The sequence below is a fragment of the Paenibacillus sp. OT2-17 genome (genome assembly GCF_009827695.1).
Lineage (GTDB): Bacteria > Bacillota > Bacilli > Paenibacillales > Paenibacillaceae > Paenibacillus > Paenibacillus polymyxa_B.
This window is the reverse complement of the sequence record NZ_WUDQ01000053.1, coordinates 1-18,157: the sequence shown is the minus strand read 5'-3', so window position 1 is coordinate 18,157 and position 18,157 is coordinate 1. Positions and strand designations below refer to the sequence as shown.

The window sequence follows — 18,157 nt, the reverse complement described above, 5'->3', positions numbered from 1 at the left end:
CCTAACGGGTATACGCGCTGGTAGTTTATGCACGGAGGTAGATGCATAAATATCTCGTTTAACCAACGTAGGACGCGGCACTTAAATCCGCCATTACGGAAACCCCAAGCCAGCCAACCCCCGAGTTTTAAGGCAGGTACGCGTCGGGAGCTTCGTGTAGGTAAAACGGGCTATATGTCCGGAATCGTCGGATTATCCCGCCAACATTCGGTCCAACTCTTCGATGTCTTTGCGGATAGCTTCGTCCGATCTACGTCTATTTTCAACCTCTTCCCGCGTATCGACAACTTCCGTCCGATCCGTAAGCAGCCCGTATCTACGCATGAACAAGTCGATTGCCTTAACGGAAGGCATACCGTTATTGCCGCCCATTATCGCTTTCATCAACTGAGTGTACACGGTCGACCGCATCGAATCAAGTTGACGCTCGGCTAAGTAGTTGACGTAGGCAGCGAACGTCGTCTGCGCCTTCCACTCGTATAACGTCGAACGCGCTATGCCGAGTTCGTCCGCAAGCTCCTGCATTGTGCGCTTCTTTCCACCGTCGGAAAGTAGTTCGCCCCACTCGTTAGATACGAGTAATTGCGCGGCTCGTTGCTGCTGCGGTGTAAGCTGTTCCTCCAGTCGTATACGCTGTGAACTCATTCGGACTCCTCCTCTATACGTTTCTTCACGTCTGCTATTGCGGCTTGAAATGTTTCCTCATTGCTAAACGCTCCCACCTTTTTCATCGTGTCCCTACTCGTCAACCAATTAAGCGCAATATGAAGACTCCGCACTTGAGCGTTAATATCGAGTGTATTCAGCTTATCCTCGTCTATTGCGTTGTTTACGCGATTAATAACTCCGAGAGATAGCTCAACGCCCAAGCCCGGTATGCTGCAAAGCTTCTCCCCCGCGTGTTTCAGTAGCTTCGCATAATCCACGTATTGAGATAGTCTATCCGTATCAATACGTGTAACCTCGCCCTCGGCCAGTATCCGCGCGTATTTGACCATGATCGCGGTAAATGGTTTGAGTCGGCCGATTATAGCGAGCGCCAGCGGAGTACTAACGAGCTCGGGTAATGGCTTCGGGTCCGGGTCTAATCCTTGTTCAGTACGGAATTTACGTATGCACTCCGTTAAACGTGCGACGTCATTCAATTCAATCGTTCCCCTTCCGTAAGTAAAAGAGCGAGCCGCAGCCCGCCCGTGAAGATTAAGCACGTGACAACGCTTTTACAAGACGCCCACATAGTACCTCGATGTCAGAATCGTTGTTAATCGTGACCCCGCCGAGATAAATATTTACTCCACCGTGTCCGCCCTTGCCGCGCTGCTGGTCACGCCACTCGGACGCCTCGTGCTTCGTGAGGACTGTTTCATCCCGATGAAGACGCGCAGGATAGTTATTATACGGTACTCGGTCGAGCCCGCCCGCATGACCATTCGCATTGGGACGTTCGACTTGAATAACGCCGCTTCCGCCAAAAGCCTCCGGCATACCTAACGAGAAGTTCCCGGATAATACCTGCGCCGCGTCAGAATTTTTGAACTCCTGCCACTTCTTATATGCGTACTCGATCGCAGAAGCCACCGCGTCAATCGCTGCTTCCATGAACTTCAGGATAGGCTTAACGGTTTCCCACGCAGCCGCAAATGATTCTCCGAGTGTCGGAAGCATCGGCCGTACAACGTTATCAATCAGGAACGTAATCCCTTGCGCGAGGTACCCGACGAGCTTGGCTGCGATTGGAAATACCGTATTAAAGATGTCCAGTACGGTCGGTAATACTGCGACTACGACTTCGCCGATCGCTTTAATAGCCGATTGAACCAACACGAACACCGGCTGCATGAACGTCCAAGCCGATTGGAGAGCGCTCGATATCTGCGGAAAGTAGCTTTTAAATATGCCAACTACATTCGTGACCCCGTTTACGAGTGCGGTCCATGTCGTCTGCGCCGTCGGGAGTAACGATTTAACTCCGTTCATAACGGCCTGACTTACAGGAGCTAGCACAGCCATGACGCTGGTAAACGTAGACTTAATCGCGTTGACCCACGACTTCGCTTGATCGGAATCCAACCAGTTATTTAATTGAATAGCGAGCTCGGACCCTTTATTTGCGAGTGCAGCGATCATCGGCATCGTTGGAAGTAGCGCGGATATCTGAAGCGTCTGTATAGCCCCTTCAAGTTGTTCCACTGCACCGGCTGCGTTGTTCATCTTTTCCTTGGCTACTTGGAGCGCAGTGACGTTGCTCATCTGACGCTGAAATTCCTTGACGCCTTTAGAACCCGCCTTATATAACGTAGTTGCGGCCTTTACGCCATCAGTACCAAACATGTCCAGCAGCGTAGCCGTTCGATCCTGTTCCGACATCTTACCGAGCGTTTTTTGCAGAACGTCAGCCACGCCCGCTAGGTCCTTGATCTTGCCCTTTTCGAAGAACTTATTTGCCTTGCCGACGCCAATGCCGAGGTCTTCGAACAGTCGTGCGGCCTTCTTTGTCTGAGGCTGCAAAGACATCAGCATAGACTTGTAAGAGGTACCGGCATCCGACCCGGATTTCAACCCGTCATTGGACACGAGACCAATCGCGGTATTAAAGTCTTTGAACGATACCCCTACCATGTCCGCAACGCCGCCCGCACTCGCGAGAGCATATCCGAGACTTCTTACGTCGGTTGCCCCGGAATTGGCAGTACCCGCGAGAATATCCGCAGCTTGTGCCGCTGTAAGCCCGTCCTTCTTAAACGCGTTCAGCGACGTTGCCATTGTCTCCGCAGCTTCCGTGAGTTCCAAGCCGCCAGCCGTCGCGAGGTTGAGCGCTGCGTTAAGACCGCCCGCTTGGACTTGCGCGGTGGACATTCCCGCCTTCAAAAGCTCCTCGATCGCTTTTGCTGACTCAAGTGCTGAATATTTAGTAGCCATTCCCTGCTCCAGCGCGAGTTGTTGCATCTGCTTCATTTGTGCATCTGTAGAACCCGTTAAAGCTTTAATCGTGGACATTTGCTCCTCAAAATCCATTGCTTTTTTAACGGAATCTCCCGCAACGGCGACAGCAGAAACGGCAGACCCAAGAAGGCCCGCCGCTGCTCCGAACTTCATCATGCCGCCCATAGCCTTACTGAGCTTGCTGCTCATCTCGTCTCTTAACCGTAAATGCCCGATTAAATCAAACGCCACTCAGTACCACCCACTCCCGATAACGGTCGATCGCACGCAGCAACTTACGCAGCGCATCGTGTACTGCTAACGTCTGCCGCATTGCATTTCGACCGCGGTCTACAGCGCTATCTGCTTTTTCAAGCGCATCTGAAAGCCTACGCATTCGGTATCCAACGGTCTTAATCGAATGAACCCCGGAAGCCTCGAATTGCGTGGCTGTCTCCGTCCACGTTGCGTACTGCACCGCGTGGTTTGTCCGGAATCTATAGTTACCCGGCCGAGTGTACGTGATGATCTCCGCGAGTAAGTTCGCGATCGGGATTACGCGCTCAAAAGCTACCGTAATATTATCCGACATGTTACTCCCCCTTTATCGTTGTTGCGCCGCCTTCGCTTCCCTTTCAAACTGAAGCATTATCGACGCGTACATAAACAACCGGTGCCGTCGTTCCTTGGCATAGACTTCGTCGGGCGGGATACCGTGCCGCTGAAAGATTTCATGCAGCACGTACGACTCCCCGCCCGACTTGATTAGTTTTTTGCTTCGTCAATCAACTTCGCATCATCAACGAATCCAGACAGTCTCAGCAACGCCTGTACGATGCGGGATTGTTCACCGGGTAGCAGCGCCTTTTTAACGACGTCGGCCGAGTCGGACGCTTCGTAGTGATCTTTAAGCGCCTTATCGTTTAGGTCCGGGTCAGCCACGGCTTTAACGATCAGTAGGCGGTTAAATAGCGACTCATCGACCCTGCCGTCCTTGCCCGTCGTTGCCTGTGCGCGAGCTTTTTCGAGCGTGTCTTCGTCCAGCGCCTTGACGATGAAATCCGTACCCAAACGCGGAATATACACGCCTTCCTGTAAATCCGTAGTTGCTCCGAGTAATGCTTCAAGTCTGCTAGTCATATAATCAGCCTCCGTATGTGTTTTTGTTGGAATTAAAAAGAGGTCCCAAAGTAGGACCTCTGTGGTTTCGCTATTTACTTATGCGGTCAGCCCTTTGATACGGGCGTGCGCCTTCTCTTGTTGGAACTCCAGTGTGTACTCGCCGACGACGATACCGGACTGATAATCGCCTTTGACGCCGAGGTACGTGTGACCGAAGGAGCGACCGCCGAGCGGTCGAATCTTAATCCGATTGGCGTCGATAAACAGAATCTCGTCCGGCTTCAGATTATCGTTTAGCACAACTTGGAACATACCGAAGTCATTAACGATGTGATCGACCTTCTGGCCGCGACTATTCTCCGCCTGCGTCAATCTAATATTCGTAAATGCCATGTCACTAATTGCGCGCTTCTGCACGGCAGGAACAACGAGCGTATAGCCTGCGCTTCCTGTGGCAAAACCGCCCGCATTGTAGACTTGTTGCGCCACGTCATCGAGCAGCTTTTTCGTAACGGGCCCGCCCGCAGTGGTTACGTTAGTCTCGATGAAGCTACGGATACCGCGCATTGTGCGTCTATTGCCGTTGTCCGACTTTCTACCGCCGATAATCGCCTTTTCCAACTGGAGCGCGAGTTCAATTTGCTTCTTCGCTTTCTCATAACTGTACAATCCTGACGCCCCGATTCCGTACTGCGCTACCGCTTCCGCAGACCCGGTAATGCTCACCGTATCCTCGAAGATTTGCGTCACGTTGTCGACCTTGAGACGTTCTTTAAAGCGGGCCTCCCGTGCGTCTGCACCTTCCAGACTATCGCCGTACAACGATTCTATCGGAGAGTCCTTCGTAATTGCGGCAGCAGTTGTTCCGTTGTAACCACGAACAACCGTGATTTTATTTGCGGTGGTATCGACGGCCTGAATCAATACGAGTTCATCGCCAATTTCCGCAATGGTACGCGGTCGGAACGGCTCGGTGCTAGCCACCTTAATTTCCGTTGCATCCACCGCAGCAGCGGCAGTCACCGTCGTACGTGTCGCAAACATCGCGTCCTCGTACCATGCGTGTGTGATTGATGTGACTGGCTGGCCGAATCCGAGTAAATTCAGCATCGGCGTTTGTGTTGGGTTAAGCAGCAAAATTTCATCGGCTATAGATTCACGCTTACCTACCAAGTCAGTTGTATAAATTGTCATAATAAATTCCCCCTATTAATTTTGTGATTTAAGTTTACTTTTGAGTTCCATATACTCAACCATGTCTTCCGGACGCCCGGTACGCTTAGCCTTTTCCGCTGCTGTCGCAAGTCGCTGTTCACTCGTCTTTTCGGCTCGCTCACCATAATTGGGCGCAAACGGGCCTCCTATAGAACGCGGTTCCCTTGGTTTAGCGGCAGAGGTAAACGCGGTCAGGATTTCATCAATCCCCTGCGCTTGTCCTACGTCATCAAACGTTACAGCGGAAAGATTTACGATACCCGCCAGTGCGTCCGGATCGTCAATACCTGCTGCTCTTGCCTTCCGATAGAAGGCGTTGCTAACACGTTGGCTGTGTAGCTCCGTTGTCAACGTTTCAAGCCGCTGGGTGAGCTCCGCGCGTTCATCCTCCCACGTTGGTTCTTGCGTTTGTTCTTCCGGAATCTCCGGATTTGTTACGTCCTCCACGTATACCGCTCCTTTACCATTTAAATTTCATGTGTCTGAACCACGTAAAACCTCGTGGCGTCATTAGCCGTTTTACTGCTGGAGTGATCACCGGTCTCACCTCCTTCACGCTACTCTTCACTTGCAACTTCTTCATCATCCGGTTGTGGATCGTGCCATATAACGCGAGGCTGCGTGTACTTACCAAATCGAGGATGGCTGATATGCTCGACGATCCAACCGCGACCGCTCGGAGTAAACTCACTACGGCCCTGAACGTTGCAGTCATAGACAATCTTCTCAACATCGAAGCTGCGCCTAAGCGCCTTTAATACAAAGTCACGATGCTCCTGCGATATTGTGTAAAGCGGGTACGCTTCGTATGTCGCAAATCGACGCTCAAGCACTGCGCCGGATTCGTCTACAGTTGTTATGTGCGCCCGCGTACATGCGCCTTGAACAAAAACTTGCTGATAGACCGTTAATATCACCCCAACCACCCCTCCCGAAGTAGATCAGCCCGCTCAACGTCGAGCCATACCATTCCTGCATACCTTTTATGTACTTCTCTTACTCCGAACGCGACCGACTCATTAACCGCGACCGCTTCCGACATATATGAGCAATCGCGAACAAACTCGCTTAATATCTCCCCCGTATCCGGGTCAACAACGGTAAAGAATGCGGCGCAGGCCCCTCCGTACCCCTTACTCAACTTGTGCCGTAGAATTACGTCCACTTTTGCGCTCCCCTCCTTCCGGACATAAAAATAGCGCAGCAGCCGTTCGGCCCTGCGCTTTATGATCAATTTTTAGTTGGTTTAAGAAGAAAAGCAACCGAGTTGCCGAAGCTGCCCGATTGCCCCAAATCTAAGGAGGCCGCGGCGCTGTTGAGGACGCCGCAGCAAGAGAAGTCGACCAAACCTCTCTCATAACCTATATAAAATTATTCCACGAAAAATAGCCTCCGTATCTTCATCACCTCTTGCCATTCTCGATTGTCCACATGATAGTTGCCCTCCTCGTCGATATAATAACAAGTATCCTTTAAATTGTAGTATTCAGTCTCGCCATGCTCTCGATATCTGCGGCGCATTTCCATCGCAGTCATCTCCGCGACGGTGAGTTTCCTCCTCTTCGGTTCCCTGTAGTCCTTCCCATCCGTCGCGAGTGTTTTAGGAACCGCATCCCAAGAAACCTCTTTGTACGTCGTCTTAGCCTGTGCGTATCCGATTCGCAGCTTTTCGTAAGCCTTAACCGGCAGGAATGTGCCGGTTCTTTTAAACCTCCGTTCTGCGGCTTTTTGCTCGTGTCTGCACTTCTCTGAACAATACTTTGAGGGCCGTTTACCAGTCAGTCGCACCTCATTATGGCAATTCCATGCTGCGCAATATGTAGGTTCCCTTTCATCTTCATAAACTACCGGAGGAAACCCGACGTAATCCCGCTCAAGTTCGATCCATTCCGCCCGCGTTCTCCCCGATGCCACCTCTCTTTCTAACATCCGGCTATTATTTTCAATGACGTAATCTAGCCGTTGCCCCATCGTATCCAGCGCTTCCCAAAACGGAGAATAACGGACTCGTGCGGCCTTACTACCGTCGCGCATAACCAGGTTGCTCTCGCTTACAACGAGCTCGCGGCGCTCAATACTGGCGAGGTAATTTCCGATGTCCTCTTCATACTCCTGTATCAACGGAACGGCATCGAGAACGTCGGCCCGAACGGTCTCCTTTGCCTTGGCGGTGAGTTTCGATAATGGCGGCGTGACGATGAGTTCGAGTTGCGGACTATGTTGGTACTCAACTAACTTTTTGGCTGCTTCCAATAAATCCCCCTCCTATAATGGAAACTTAATATTTTGATGTCCGCGTATCTGTTGTTCTTCCTAGTGGAAGTTCTCACGCGAAAATCTATATGTGACTATCTCAATGCGCGTATGATACTTCGCTAGGAATGAGCGTAAGCGAATGACGACGCGTGAGGGATAGTGGTCTTCTATCCCGAAACAGGTTATGATGTCGTAATGTTTATTCTTATTTATTCGTTCTTGTTACTTCGTTCTTATTACATTCCTATAAACGGAGTACGACGATTCCCATGAACGGGATTTAAGCCACTCCGTCTACAGGAATCGCTTCTCCTACAGCCTCCTCTGAGCGCGGATAGTAAAGCGGAAGATAAATCTTTTTAACATTTCCACGCCAGGGAATTAATTTCGTGATCAAAAGGCCCTCTACCTCTAGCATCAGGCACAACGGTTTAATTCGGTCACCGTGTATCCCTGTATCTTCACGTATTTGCTCTACCGTTGGGAACGCCCACATATAGTAATCGTTCGCCTCGGTTCCGTTCACATACGCGTGAAGGTAAAGCAAAAGCAGAATTGCGTCTCTCGCGTCGTTCTTCCGGTATTTCTCCCCCATTTCAACTAAATGAACGCGAAAGAGCGAATGGAGTGAAGGCGAGTACCCGCCATGTCCCCGCTCTAGGACGGTCTCTTTTTGTTTAATCGCTATCTTAGCTAACGTCCGAAGGTCGCTCATCCTCCGTCCCCCCTCCTATACCGTATTTTTCGTGAAATTCCGCGTACGTCAGAGGCTCAAGTGGTTCGTATATGAGCTTGTTCGGAATGCGATTGGACTTTGTGACGTTGAGCAAACCGTAACGGCAAAGCGTAGCCGTGTGCTGGCGTATTTTGTACGGAGATAGCCCCGTTTGCGCCTCTATTTCGCGTTGATTTAGCCACGTTTTACCGTATAATCGGTGGTCCGGCTTGTTTTGGCACCAGGAACGTAAATAGCCGTAAAAGCCCGCCGATTCCACGTTAAAACCTTCAAGTTGCGGATACAGCCGGAACAGTATGGCCGGGACCTTAACGAACCAGTCGTCCCGTTCATGAGACCGCAATTTCCCCGTGTCGATCGTCATAAACGTTCTCCTTCCGTAAAATAATTGAGCGGCAGCCCACAACGGAGCCGTTGCCTTTCGGATCGCAACCCACGTTGAAAATTCTCCGCCTTGTACTTACTACAACGACGCTCAACGGCTCGTGACACACTTTTGAGGAAATTTATTTTCTCCGGTATAGATAACACGCTGGCCGATAAGCGTTCGCACACCCGATACTGTATTGTCTACTGCGAACTTTGACTCCGGCACAGATTCTCGTGAAATCTTCTCCTCGTAATATATAAGGACACGAAATCACCAGAGCTGGACCGGCCGCACACGTAAGTTGTGTCTAAATCGTGAACAAATAACTTTTTTCGTAATAAAATGGAACCTATGTTCGCGTCCTGCGTATTACTAGATATAACAAGCAGACGACCGGTGCCTGAACCGGATTTACCGGCCGATCGTCTTGGTGTGAAAAATTTATATAAACTACGCCTGCCTGACGGATATTGCCGTATCCGGACGTAGGAATTGTCGAAGCTGGCCGGTAGTCGGGACGTTGGCGCGTCCTTTCGCTACCGACCGAAGATTAGCGAGCAGTTAGCGCTACTCAGCGACTGTTCCCTCCGATTGGCGTCGGAAGTTACGGACATAAACGATTGACTGTCGATGTTGGCGCAAAGACAGCCGGTAAATACACGCGCGTCTCCTCCCCATATTGGCGTTAGGTTCATCGGAGGTATTTTACGTCAATATCTCGCGCGCAATTAAAACGACCGCGTATATAAACTTAAGAACTGCGACGATACGTTTACGCGTCTTACGCGATATAACGATGTTACGCGTAGTTGATAAATTGCTTAATGCGTTCAATCTGGACGCCTCCCTTCCCGACGATGAATCCGAGTTCCTTCATTACGTCCATTGACAACGTTAAGCTACCGAGTGGTGATCGCCGACTGACTTTGGTTATCAGCCAAAATGCGCGCGGTTGTATGACGAGTTCCTGGCGCGTGCCGACGTACCGAAGTATGTAGTTTCCCGTGATCGGATCGAGTACGTAGCGAACTTGAGCCGGAGTAACTAGCGGGCGTACAACACGGAAGACTTCGCGCTTCATTTCTGCGTCTAATTCAAAGCCGAGTTCAACGAGTTGTGCCGGAGTAGCTACGACTACGTCACCGTAGAGAAACGGATTAGCTTGCGGTATAATAGTGAAGAATAATTCCGATGTAACACGGAGTTCTTGGCGAGTGCGGCCGCTTCCGACCGTGAGGATGACGTTACTTTCGCGACGATTGCGGATGAAACCTAACGTGATTGACATATGATTCGCCTCCAAGCGGGATATATAGGATGAATTGCGGACATAGCTTCGTTACGGTACGATGTTGCTCGGGACATGAAACCATTAGGTACGATGAACGTATATTAATATTAGTTAACATTTCGATATGTCAACATGTTGTGCATACATACATAATAATCGCTTGTTTTCACGATGTCAACATGTTGTGCATGTTTTTGGAGGATTTTATTATGGAGCCTTTGAGTATACGCTGCCGTCTCGGTGATATTATGAAAGAGCGGTCACTGCAAAACAAAGATGTAGTAGAACTAACAGGTGTGAGTCGAAATACAATTACCTCACTTGCCGGTAACGCAACCAAACGTATTGATTATGATACTCTCGGTGCGTTATGCCGGGGATTAGGTGTCACTCCCGGCGACCTACTTGAGTACATACCTCAAAGTGCCAAAGAAAGTACCGAACCAAAAAAAGAAGACCGTTAATCTCGCGGTCTTTTTTACGTAGGAGGCCTATTATGGAAATGAACGACGAAATTCATGCACTCGTCCTCGAACTGGATCGCAAGCAACGCGTTACGATAGATAAGATCGACAACGTTAACGCACGCATAGACTCAATAAGCGATGAAATACGCGAAATCATTTCGCTTTGTAATGACGTAAAACCAACGCTAAATTAGCCCCCTCTACTTGTACCCTTACGGATACCTAACCGTAGGCTTTAGTGGCCTGATATACGCTGATTTTACGGTGAAATACTGCTGTGTATGTGCGATATGCTCGAAGCTGTACGCGCTCAACCGCCGAGGGCATAATTTCCAGTTTTTTGTAGTATAATTCCCCTCTATCTGATAAAATTGTGCTCAAAGTAAATAAACGTAAAAGGGGTTACATCTGATGCGATACCTTCTTGCTATTCTGATTCCGCCGTTGGCGGTTCTACTTTGTGGCAAACCCGGCCAGGCTATTTTAAATTTTATACTTTGTCTATTTTTCTTCATCCCTGGTGTGATTCACGCATTGGTTGTTGTAAACAGCCATAAAGCAGATAAGCGTAACGAACAGTTAATCCGAGCAATACACCGAGGTCAAGACCACCGACGCTTATAAACGACGAAAAAGCCCGTAAGCCTCTACGTTGAGGACACGGGCTTTTAACGTGAAATTAGGCGTTTATGGCGATACTCTTATGTGGGTGTTCTGGACGGAGTTATGGCGCTTATTTGCGGTGAAAATGCTGAATGATCACACTTAATAACTATGTACACGTTTTGTCTGAAACCCATCAACTGTGTAGCTGTCGATCATTTTAAATAACTCAGATATAAAGTCCCCAATAATTTCAGGTGCTTTGGTCGCCATTCTTTCCACAGTACCATCGTTGTATACAATTAGTTTGTTGGAAGGATCAAAGTGTATTATTTTGTTCCTTAAATTAGTTAATTGCATATAAGCTACTTTAATTTCTTCTGGGAATCTCTTTGCTAATAATCTTTCAATAGTTTCAATCTTACCTGGTATTGATTTAGATGCTTTCGGTGGCATAATATCAGGATTGTTAAGGCTTCGCCACAACCTTATATCATCTTTATCCCTTAAATCATCTTTATACTGTTCAAGGTGTTTATGTAGTACCTTAGCAATTGCTGCTTCGGCTGAAGAACAAAAGTTTATGATAGCCGATCTATTAAATCTGTGCTTGGTAAGTTCATCTCCTGCATTACTGGCTTCATAAAGATAATATAATGCATCGTTAAACATCTCAGCCATATAGGATGTAGAAACCAAAGTTCCGTCTTGTTCTGAGGCCATTTTGCCAACTCCTTTGTTACCTAATTTCTCGTTGCGCCTGCATACAATCCGCCCAACACCCCAAGCACACCACACGCAATCGCCGCGATCATAATTACCGACCCTTGTATATCGCGACCTTCAACTTTTTTCGTAAGGAATCCGAGAATAACCGCGATCGGAGACGTAACCACGGGAAACCACAACAAAGAGAGTACCACAAACGTCCATCCAAGGAACGCGAGCGCGCTACCCTTCCGTTGTTCTTGCCTTTCCGTTGGCTTGTCGCTCTTTACGACACCGTTAATCAAACCAAATCTCCCCCGCCATCTCACGTTTACCTAAATAATACCATCGGACTAGGCCACTGTCACTACAGTTACACGAAAAATAACAACAAATTCCCTGTTACATAAATTTTTCCGTATTATATAGGCAAAATAATAAAACAATTGTTTATAGTCAATGTTTAGTGTATAATAAAATAAAAAATGTAACGCATTACAAAAAGAAAAAATGTAACGCATTACAAAAAGAAAAGGCCGCTAGTATCGCAAGACATAGCGCGGCCCTATTCTAATTTAATTGTAGTATTTCACGAAAAATAGCCCACATCCGCCAAAGATAGCGGCTATTTTTTGCGTTTTATAATAATGACAAGTGTAGCGAACATTATCATAAGTGACAAAGATTCATACACGGTCATGGGCGGTCACCTCCCCTCAGAGAGGACCGCTTTTTGCTATGCCCTGCTTTCTAAATTATACAGTATCTCCCCCTTACTGCCTACCATTTTATACAGTCGTAATTAGATACACGCTACATCTGAAGAAGTAGCACGTTGTCACTAAAAGAAAAAACGGACCCACCTACGCAACTTAAATGAGTCCGTTGTTATCTCCATTATTTCGGCATCCATACGTCAATCAACACGACGGACTGGTTCGCCTCTGTTTCGACGCTTACCAAGCGTGATGGTTCTGGAATATCGTCGCCATCCGCTTCCATTCCGTAGAGATGCAGCGCGAGGCAATCCTTCGCCATATACAGCGCTTCTTCGTCTGTGTCGCCGCATGTGTATGCGCCAGGCAAGTCCGGGAAGCTGACCGAGATTCCGTCGTCTGATCCTTCGCTTGGGTAATCGAATATGGCCGGGTATACGTATCGGTTTTTCATAAGTGACGCCTCCTACTAATCGTTAAGAATCGAGTTTACCGGTGAATATTTCGTATGCTGTACGGAGATATCCGGCTGATACATCTCTGCGTAGAGTTTCACCATCTCCAACGTCTTATGGCCCATGATCGACATAAGCGAAACAATATCACCACCGTTCATTAAGTAATTGCGTGCAAACGTATACCGCAACGAATGGCACGATACGCGAACTCCCTTGATATTAGCCAGTTTTCCGTAATCGCTTATCTGCTCCTGTACATACCGGCGTTTAAGCGGCTGACCCTCCGCATTTACGAAGAAAATATCGTGTTCTTGTTCCCCACGCATCTCCTTATATTCACGTAATCTTAGCGCCAAAGTTTCGCTGAATGGCACAACACGTTCAGTGCGGCCCTTTCCGTAAATTTGAATCACTTGCTCCTGCCAGTAAACGTCATGTACACGAAAGGTCAGCGCCTCCTCCAGCCGTATCCCCGTATCCAAAAGAACGAGTAGGAAGACGTATGCGCGGAAACCGGCTATCGTACCTCTATCAGGCGCGTCCAATAACGCAACAACCTGTTCGCGACTTAACGTGCGATTAATGCGCTTTTCTTCAACGAGCTTATCAATCGGTTCCATTGGGTTCTCACTTAAGTAACCCGAGCTATGCAAGTGATTAAAGAACGCACGAAGCCCTCTTAAATATTTGTTGACTGTAGGCGCTTTATTACCTATGTCTAATCTACGTTGTATAAATTCGTATATGTCTTCCGTAATTACGTCTATAGGACGCGATACATCATTTTCGGCCAGGAACTCTTTGAACTTACTCAAGGTTTGAAAGTAAAAATCATGTGTATTTTCGGTCAGATTTTTGAGCTTCCTCGACTGAAGGAAGCCAGTTATAGCTTCGTCCATCTCCAATAGCTCCTTGTTCTGCTTTTGTTCAATGATTTTCTTTCTTTTCTCTTTGTAGTCCATGTTCAAACTCCTCTCCTATTATTAAGAGAGAGTTTAATCTAATAGCTCATCGAATACAAAAACGGACCCACTCACGCAATCTCCCGCACAAGTGAGTCCGTTAAAGTCCGTTACTTCGTATCTTCCGCCTTCTGCTCCGTCTTGAACGTAGAATACACGCCTGTCCCGATCAACGCGTACGAAACGATGTCTACTCCGATCTGCCACGTTCCGAAATCCGGTGCTACTCCGTACTTTTCGAGAACTTGATACGCGAGGCCGACGACGGCTGCGATGAACATACGAAAAAGTCTACTTTAAGCAGACTCCATATATACAAATATAATCACATTGTGTACAATAAAGGTGTAAGAGTGAAATAAAAATAAAACTTGGTTGTAAGGCCGCAAGGCATAGCAATAGCGACCTGGTTCAAGCGTTTACGAAAAATAACCGGTATCTTTTGCGGGATGGTCGGTTATTTTTCGCGTCTTATTACAATGACAAGAGCAGCAAACATTATCATTAAAGACAACGATTCATATACGGTCATAGGCGGTCACCTCCACTCAAAGAGAGGGCCGCTTTTTGCTATACCTTGCTTGTCTAATTATACAACACCCTCTACTTAACGCCTACTACTTTTTCCCTCCTACCTTTTATGCAAAAAATAACGCCCACCTCCGAAGAGATGAGCGTCGTTATCAAACTCGCTTCTTAATAAACCGAGATGTTGGCGAATACTCGTCGTGACTCCGCCGTATATCATTCGTATCCATTTGAATATACCGCCGCATCGTACGTATGTCGGACCATCCGCCCATTTTCTGTACGGTAAACGGATCGGCTCCGTTAAGAATCATTGCACGCGCCCAGGTATGACGGTAAACGTGTGCCGTCATCTTCTTACCGGATACGCCTGCCTTCTCTCCGTAATATTTGAGCCGTTTATTGAAATGATTCGCTGTTACAGGATCGCCGAAGCAAGACATGAATATGCGATCCGTTGTGAAATACTGGCGGTTTTCATCTATTAACTGTAATAACAATTTTGCCACATGCGCAGAAATCGGAACCATCCGAGGCTTGCGGTTCTTGTTCACTTCACCGCTCAACGTGATAAATCGTGTTTGAAAGTCTATGTCAGATATACGGAGACTAAGCATTTCCGATACGCGACACCCCGAGTCAAGTAGTAGCGCAATTGCCACGTAATCCCGATACCCAACGAAATCCCGCTGTTTAGGTTGCGCCAATATCGCCTTTACCTCGTCGTCAGTCAGACAATTCGTGAGGTCAACGTCCTGACGTAATAACCGCACTTTAGTGACCGGATTGACCTCGATAAGCTCATCACGTTCCATCTGATTAAATATCGCTTTTAACGTACGAAGACGGATGTTGACCGTTGTATCGGACAGTCCGACGGGTTGATTCTCCGTAGAAATGTGCTTATGGCCGGAATAACGCACCTTATCGAATTTCATATACGCGACATGGTCCCGAATTATTTCCGTCGTAATATCCTCGACGTATTGAATGTCCGGGTGCTTTTCGCGTAGCCAATCGACAAAATACCCGTAGTGCTTCGCGTAGTCCTTGAGCGAGCGTTCACGTAAGCCCTCCGACTTCTTCGCACTTATAACGAAGTCGATCGCTTGCTCAAGTGATAATTGCGGATACTCGCGCGCCACTCTTCCGCCAGCCGGCACCCGTCTTTCACGTTTCTTTAACGCCATAATAAAGAAGACCTCCACATAAGTATAGTACGTGACTATACCGCTGTAGAGGTCGTAATTCACAACCCTAAATCGCATGTTTTGGGGTTGTTAACGTTCATCTTACGGGATTGTTAACGCTCAAAATCCCGCCGTAATCCGCATCCCCGAACACTTATTCCGCTAGGCTAACCGTATCGGCCTCCGAACAAGTCATCGGATGTCAAAACGTTGACATAGCGCGGTTTAACAAGGCTCTTCGTTCGGTTTCCCGGCATCCGTAGCTGTACGGAAGCTTGAACCACAGCCACATGTCGCTACAGCATTCGGGTTATGAATCGTGAACCCGCCTGACATTCCAGACTCTTCAAAGTCGATTTCCAGACCGTCTAGGTAGCGGATGCTTTCCTTTTCCACTACAATCTTCATATCCTGTACGTTCATATATATATCCTGATCCGTCTCGTTGTCGTCAAAGCCCATTGCATACGAGAATCCAGTGCAACCACCCGGCGTAACACCCAGACGTAAAAACATATTCGGCGTTTCCTGCTGCTCCAGCATATCTTTCAAACGCTCAGCAGCGGAATCGGTGATGTTAATCATAGCTCCATCCTCCTCTTTTACTTCATGTTCTCCTTCAGTATACTCCACTATTAGCAGGTGCTCAAGTCATGGAATGTCCTTCCCTTACAGGCTTAAAGACCTGTTTTTCTATTCGTTTGTATTGAACACCGGTGGTGTGAGGTTTATAATAGGTGAAGAGTGTGTAAAAGAAACTGTCGGAAATTTGTCATTTCAAAGGCGATATTTTGAGACATTCATCATTGTAGCCTGGCATTGTAACATTTTTCACATATCGTATATCCGCGCTGCCGGATTCTTACCGACGGAACGGGACATCCTGTGCGCACCTAGCGCTTGTGCCGCTGATTTAGCGGACAGCCTCGCACAGAGCAACTTGAAGGAGGAATAGGCATGTCCACATTAGTTACACCTTTTACAGACCGCAGAATGGCGGAAATTGTAGAAAAGGTACAGAACGGTATTCGTTTGAACCTTGAAGACGGTATATATTTGTATGAAACTGACGATATCCTCACACTGGGTCAGTTGGCTAACGAAGCTAATTTACGTAAGAACGGAAAAAAGGTTTATTTTATCGAAAACATGAGCCTGTACTTCACCAATGTATGCGAAGCGCGCTGCGCGTTCTGCAATTTCCGCAAGGATCAGGGGGAGGACGGCTCTTATACGTTGTCCGGGCAGGAAATGATTGATTATGTAGAGCAACACATCCATCCGGGAGTAAGAGAATTTCATATCGTCGGTGGTCATAATAATCATGTGCCTTTCCAATACTATGTAGACTCATTGAAGGCACTAAATGAAAAGTATCCCCACGTTACACTGAAAGCTTACACTGCAGCGGAAATTGACTTTTTCACACGCATAAGCGGCTTGAGTATTAAAGAAGTGCTTCAGGAGCTGCAAAAGGCTGGACTTCAATCCCTGACTGGTGGTGGCGCAGAAATCTTGTCCGACGAATATCGGAAGAAGATGCGTGTTACGAAAGCCAACGTCGACCGCTATCTCGAAGTACATCGCACGGCCCACAATCTCGGCATGAAAACTCATACGACCATGCTGTACGGTTCGGTCGAATCGTATCAGGATCGTATTGAACATATGCTGCAAATTCGTGAATTACAGGATGAAACGAATGGATTTATGGTATTTATTCCACTGTCCATGCAGCCGAAAAGCAAAAATGCCAACATCATGCGTCGTAACTCCGCTTACGAGGATCTCAAAACCATTGCGATCAGCCGCCTGATGCTAGACAATATCGACCATGTCAAAGCTTACTTCATTAATATTGGACCGCAATTGACGCAGGTCGCTCTCACCTTTGGCGCATCAGACGTCCATGGCACGATTGTGCGTGAGCAGATCAGCCATGCCGCAGGTGCGTTAACCCCTGCCGGATTGACCCGTAAAGAGCTAATCTGGCTGGTCAAAGGTGCCGGACGTATACCTGTTGAACGGGACACCTTCTATAACGAAATCGAAGTTTTCGAATAAATGTAATATCGGATTCAAATTTCCCGCGAGCATTTCATCCCCATTACTCACACCATGCAGCATCTGCTGCCTCGGAATACGCTGGTCTGCCTGACAAAGGCAGGCCTGATTCTCGGGTTTTATAACAACAAAAACTTGTGTTAGATCGACGAGACACCAGACCATTTGCCGGGGACACGGTAGCGAAAGGAAGGCGGATTTTGATGAAAAATTTCGTTATTCTGGGGGGCGGCTATGGTGGCCTTACCATTGCCAAAGAATTGCTGGATAAACACATTCCCGACGATGTTCAAGTTATTTTAGTGGATCGAATGCCCTTTCAGGGGTTGAAAACAGAGTACTATGCCCTCGCGGCAGGTACGGTTTCTGATTTTGATTTGCGGGTGCATTTTCCAGATGAACAACGTCTTATTCGCAAATACGGAGAAGTCACCTCGATGGATCTAGAGAATAAGATTGTCCATTTTCAAGACGGTGAACCCTTGCCCTATGACCAGCTTGTCATTGCGTTGGGTTGTACCGACCGCTTTCACAATACACCAGGGGCTG

At 47.9% G+C, this 18,157-nt stretch carries 27 protein-coding genes; 5 read left to right on the top strand and 22 right to left on the bottom strand.

Going from position 1 to position 18,157, the window contains the following annotated elements:
- Positions 1-192: 192 nt before the first annotated feature.
- The 13 genes from GRP75_RS10305 to GRP75_RS10250 form a co-directional block, all read right to left on the bottom strand.
- Positions 193-645: a phBC6A51 family helix-turn-helix protein gene (locus tag GRP75_RS10305; RefSeq protein ID WP_160789267.1), complete on the bottom strand. Its 453-nt coding sequence runs from the start codon at positions 643-645 to the stop codon at positions 193-195.
- Positions 642-1,145, bottom strand: a complete 504-nt coding sequence (locus GRP75_RS10300) for a hypothetical protein (protein ID WP_160789266.1) — start codon at positions 1,143-1,145, stop codon at positions 642-644. The genes GRP75_RS10305 and GRP75_RS10300 overlap by 4 nt, the downstream gene beginning before the upstream one ends.
- Positions 1,146-1,200: 55 nt before the next feature.
- On the bottom strand, positions 1,201-3,174 hold the full coding sequence (locus tag GRP75_RS10295) for a phage tail tape measure protein (protein WP_160789265.1): 1,974 nt from the start codon (positions 3,172-3,174) through the stop codon (positions 1,201-1,203).
- Positions 3,164-3,514 (bottom strand): hypothetical protein, encoded by a 351-nt coding sequence (locus tag GRP75_RS10290; protein ID WP_160789264.1) that lies wholly within the window; start codon positions 3,512-3,514, stop codon positions 3,164-3,166. Before GRP75_RS10290 ends, GRP75_RS10295 begins: the two co-directional genes overlap by 11 nt.
- Positions 3,515-3,687: 173 nt before the next feature.
- Entirely contained in the window at positions 3,688-4,062 is a 375-nt protein-coding gene (locus tag GRP75_RS10285; protein ID WP_160789263.1) for a phage tail assembly chaperone, read from the bottom strand.
- Positions 4,063-4,140: 78 nt separating this feature from the next.
- Positions 4,141-5,238, bottom strand: coding sequence for an SU10 major capsid protein (locus tag GRP75_RS10280; RefSeq protein WP_237448983.1), 1,098 nt, complete (start codon positions 5,236-5,238; stop codon positions 4,141-4,143).
- 15 nt (positions 5,239-5,253) lie between these two features.
- Positions 5,254-5,706, bottom strand: coding sequence for a hypothetical protein (locus GRP75_RS10275; protein WP_160789262.1), 453 nt, complete (start codon positions 5,704-5,706; stop codon positions 5,254-5,256).
- Positions 5,707-5,816: 110 nt separating this feature from the next.
- Positions 5,817-6,092 carry a hypothetical protein gene (locus tag GRP75_RS10270; protein WP_160789261.1) on the bottom strand — a complete coding sequence of 92 codons (276 nt, stop codon included), beginning with the start codon at positions 6,090-6,092 and terminating at the stop codon, positions 5,817-5,819.
- 80 nt (positions 6,093-6,172) lie between these two features.
- A complete protein-coding gene (locus GRP75_RS10265) occupies positions 6,173-6,424 on the bottom strand; it encodes a hypothetical protein (RefSeq protein WP_160789260.1) in 252 nt (83 codons plus the stop codon).
- A 206-nt stretch (positions 6,425-6,630) separates the two neighbouring features.
- Positions 6,631-7,512 (bottom strand): hypothetical protein, encoded by an 882-nt coding sequence (locus GRP75_RS29190; protein ID WP_202404074.1) that lies wholly within the window; start codon positions 7,510-7,512, stop codon positions 6,631-6,633.
- 283 nt (positions 7,513-7,795) lie between these two features.
- On the bottom strand, positions 7,796-8,230 hold the full coding sequence (locus tag GRP75_RS10260) for a hypothetical protein (RefSeq protein ID WP_160789259.1): 435 nt from the start codon (positions 8,228-8,230) through the stop codon (positions 7,796-7,798).
- Positions 8,205-8,615 carry a hypothetical protein gene (locus tag GRP75_RS10255; RefSeq protein WP_160789258.1) on the bottom strand — a complete coding sequence of 137 codons (411 nt, stop codon included), beginning with the start codon at positions 8,613-8,615 and terminating at the stop codon, positions 8,205-8,207. Before GRP75_RS10255 ends, GRP75_RS10260 begins: the two co-directional genes overlap by 26 nt.
- Before the next feature lie 805 nt (positions 8,616-9,420).
- Positions 9,421-9,909 (bottom strand): hypothetical protein, encoded by a 489-nt coding sequence (locus GRP75_RS10250; RefSeq protein ID WP_160789257.1) that lies wholly within the window; start codon positions 9,907-9,909, stop codon positions 9,421-9,423.
- Positions 9,910-10,121: 212 nt separating this feature from the next.
- On the opposite strand from GRP75_RS10250, the gene GRP75_RS10245 reads away from it, so the two are divergent.
- From GRP75_RS10245 to GRP75_RS10235, 3 genes are all read left to right on the top strand, one after another.
- Positions 10,122-10,376 (top strand): helix-turn-helix domain-containing protein, encoded by a 255-nt coding sequence (locus GRP75_RS10245; protein WP_160789256.1) that lies wholly within the window; start codon positions 10,122-10,124, stop codon positions 10,374-10,376.
- A gap of 32 nt (positions 10,377-10,408) precedes the next feature.
- Positions 10,409-10,573 carry a hypothetical protein gene (locus tag GRP75_RS10240; protein ID WP_160789255.1) on the top strand — a complete coding sequence of 55 codons (165 nt, stop codon included), beginning with the start codon at positions 10,409-10,411 and terminating at the stop codon, positions 10,571-10,573.
- A gap of 217 nt (positions 10,574-10,790) precedes the next feature.
- Positions 10,791-11,003, top strand: a complete 213-nt coding sequence (locus tag GRP75_RS10235; RefSeq protein WP_160789254.1) for a YqaE/Pmp3 family membrane protein — start codon at positions 10,791-10,793, stop codon at positions 11,001-11,003.
- A 141-nt stretch (positions 11,004-11,144) separates the two neighbouring features.
- Here GRP75_RS10235 and GRP75_RS10230 read toward each other — a convergent pair whose 3' ends face one another.
- The 9 genes from GRP75_RS10230 to GRP75_RS10200 form a co-directional block, all read right to left on the bottom strand.
- Positions 11,145-11,705 carry a hypothetical protein gene (locus GRP75_RS10230; protein ID WP_160789253.1) on the bottom strand — a complete coding sequence of 187 codons (561 nt, stop codon included), beginning with the start codon at positions 11,703-11,705 and terminating at the stop codon, positions 11,145-11,147.
- 20 nt (positions 11,706-11,725) lie between these two features.
- On the bottom strand, positions 11,726-11,995 hold the full coding sequence (locus GRP75_RS10225) for a hypothetical protein (RefSeq protein WP_160789252.1): 270 nt from the start codon (positions 11,993-11,995) through the stop codon (positions 11,726-11,728).
- Positions 11,996-12,315: 320 nt separating this feature from the next.
- Complete coding sequence (locus GRP75_RS30640) at positions 12,316-12,390, bottom strand: putative holin-like toxin (protein ID WP_220450166.1); 75 nt, start codon at positions 12,388-12,390, stop codon at positions 12,316-12,318.
- Positions 12,391-12,587: 197 nt separating this feature from the next.
- Positions 12,588-12,860, bottom strand: coding sequence for a type II toxin-antitoxin system HicB family antitoxin (locus GRP75_RS10220; RefSeq protein ID WP_160789251.1), 273 nt, complete (start codon positions 12,858-12,860; stop codon positions 12,588-12,590).
- 15 nt (positions 12,861-12,875) lie between these two features.
- On the bottom strand, positions 12,876-13,826 hold the full coding sequence (locus GRP75_RS10215) for a tyrosine-type recombinase/integrase (RefSeq protein ID WP_160789250.1): 951 nt from the start codon (positions 13,824-13,826) through the stop codon (positions 12,876-12,878).
- 110 nt (positions 13,827-13,936) lie between these two features.
- Positions 13,937-14,107, bottom strand: coding sequence for a hypothetical protein (locus GRP75_RS10210; RefSeq protein ID WP_160789249.1), 171 nt, complete (start codon positions 14,105-14,107; stop codon positions 13,937-13,939).
- A gap of 176 nt (positions 14,108-14,283) precedes the next feature.
- On the bottom strand, positions 14,284-14,358 hold the full coding sequence (locus GRP75_RS30635) for a putative holin-like toxin (RefSeq protein WP_220124463.1): 75 nt from the start codon (positions 14,356-14,358) through the stop codon (positions 14,284-14,286).
- A gap of 151 nt (positions 14,359-14,509) precedes the next feature.
- On the bottom strand, positions 14,510-15,544 hold the full coding sequence (locus GRP75_RS10205) for a tyrosine-type recombinase/integrase (protein WP_160789248.1): 1,035 nt from the start codon (positions 15,542-15,544) through the stop codon (positions 14,510-14,512).
- Positions 15,545-15,769: 225 nt separating this feature from the next.
- Positions 15,770-16,129 carry a HesB/IscA family protein gene (locus GRP75_RS10200; protein WP_013311832.1) on the bottom strand — a complete coding sequence of 120 codons (360 nt, stop codon included), beginning with the start codon at positions 16,127-16,129 and terminating at the stop codon, positions 15,770-15,772.
- 372 nt (positions 16,130-16,501) lie between these two features.
- Here GRP75_RS10200 and mqnE point away from each other — a divergent pair, with 372 nt between their 5' ends.
- Positions 16,502-17,608, top strand: a complete 1,107-nt coding sequence (gene mqnE / locus GRP75_RS10195; protein WP_023990177.1) for an aminofutalosine synthase MqnE — start codon at positions 16,502-16,504, stop codon at positions 17,606-17,608.
- Between the two features lie 203 nt (positions 17,609-17,811).
- Positions 17,812-18,157: FAD-dependent oxidoreductase (locus GRP75_RS10190; protein ID WP_160789247.1), on the top strand; the 346-nt coding region annotated here is incomplete at its 3' end.

Excerpts from the sequence above, each read along its gene's own strand:
- GRP75_RS10250 (WP_160789257.1), bottom strand. The coding sequence starts at position 9,909 with ATGTCAATCACGTTAGGTTTCATCCGCAATCGTCGCGAAAGTAACGTC.
- GRP75_RS10255 (WP_160789258.1), bottom strand. The coding sequence starts at position 8,615 with ATGACGATCGACACGGGGAAATTGCGGTCTCATGAACGGGACGACTGG.
- mqnE (WP_023990177.1), top strand. The coding sequence starts at position 16,502 with ATGTCCACATTAGTTACACCTTTTACAGACCGCAGAATGGCGGAAATT.
- GRP75_RS10215 (WP_160789250.1), bottom strand. The coding sequence starts at position 13,826 with ATGGACTACAAAGAGAAAAGAAAGAAAATCATTGAACAAAAGCAGAAC.
- GRP75_RS10260 (WP_160789259.1), bottom strand. The coding sequence starts at position 8,230 with ATGAGCGACCTTCGGACGTTAGCTAAGATAGCGATTAAACAAAAAGAG.
- GRP75_RS10245 (WP_160789256.1), top strand. The coding sequence starts at position 10,122 with ATGGAGCCTTTGAGTATACGCTGCCGTCTCGGTGATATTATGAAAGAG.
- GRP75_RS10220 (WP_160789251.1), bottom strand. The coding sequence starts at position 12,860 with ATGAAAAACCGATACGTATACCCGGCCATATTCGATTACCCAAGCGAA.
- GRP75_RS10230 (WP_160789253.1), bottom strand. The coding sequence starts at position 11,705 with ATGGCCTCAGAACAAGACGGAACTTTGGTTTCTACATCCTATATGGCT.
- GRP75_RS10285 (WP_160789263.1), bottom strand. The coding sequence starts at position 4,062 with ATGACTAGCAGACTTGAAGCATTACTCGGAGCAACTACGGATTTACAG.
- GRP75_RS10205 (WP_160789248.1), bottom strand. The coding sequence starts at position 15,544 with ATGGCGTTAAAGAAACGTGAAAGACGGGTGCCGGCTGGCGGAAGAGTG.
- GRP75_RS10305 (WP_160789267.1), bottom strand. The coding sequence starts at position 645 with ATGAGTTCACAGCGTATACGACTGGAGGAACAGCTTACACCGCAGCAG.
- GRP75_RS10290 (WP_160789264.1), bottom strand. The coding sequence starts at position 3,514 with ATGTCGGATAATATTACGGTAGCTTTTGAGCGCGTAATCCCGATCGCG.
- GRP75_RS10200 (WP_013311832.1), bottom strand. The coding sequence starts at position 16,129 with ATGATTAACATCACCGATTCCGCTGCTGAGCGTTTGAAAGATATGCTG.
- GRP75_RS10280 (WP_237448983.1), bottom strand. The coding sequence starts at position 5,238 with ATGACAATTTATACAACTGACTTGGTAGGTAAGCGTGAATCTATAGCC.
- GRP75_RS10240 (WP_160789255.1), top strand. The coding sequence starts at position 10,409 with ATGGAAATGAACGACGAAATTCATGCACTCGTCCTCGAACTGGATCGC.
- GRP75_RS10235 (WP_160789254.1), top strand. The coding sequence starts at position 10,791 with ATGCGATACCTTCTTGCTATTCTGATTCCGCCGTTGGCGGTTCTACTT.
- GRP75_RS10210 (WP_160789249.1), bottom strand. The coding sequence starts at position 14,107 with ATGTTCATCGCAGCCGTCGTCGGCCTCGCGTATCAAGTTCTCGAAAAG.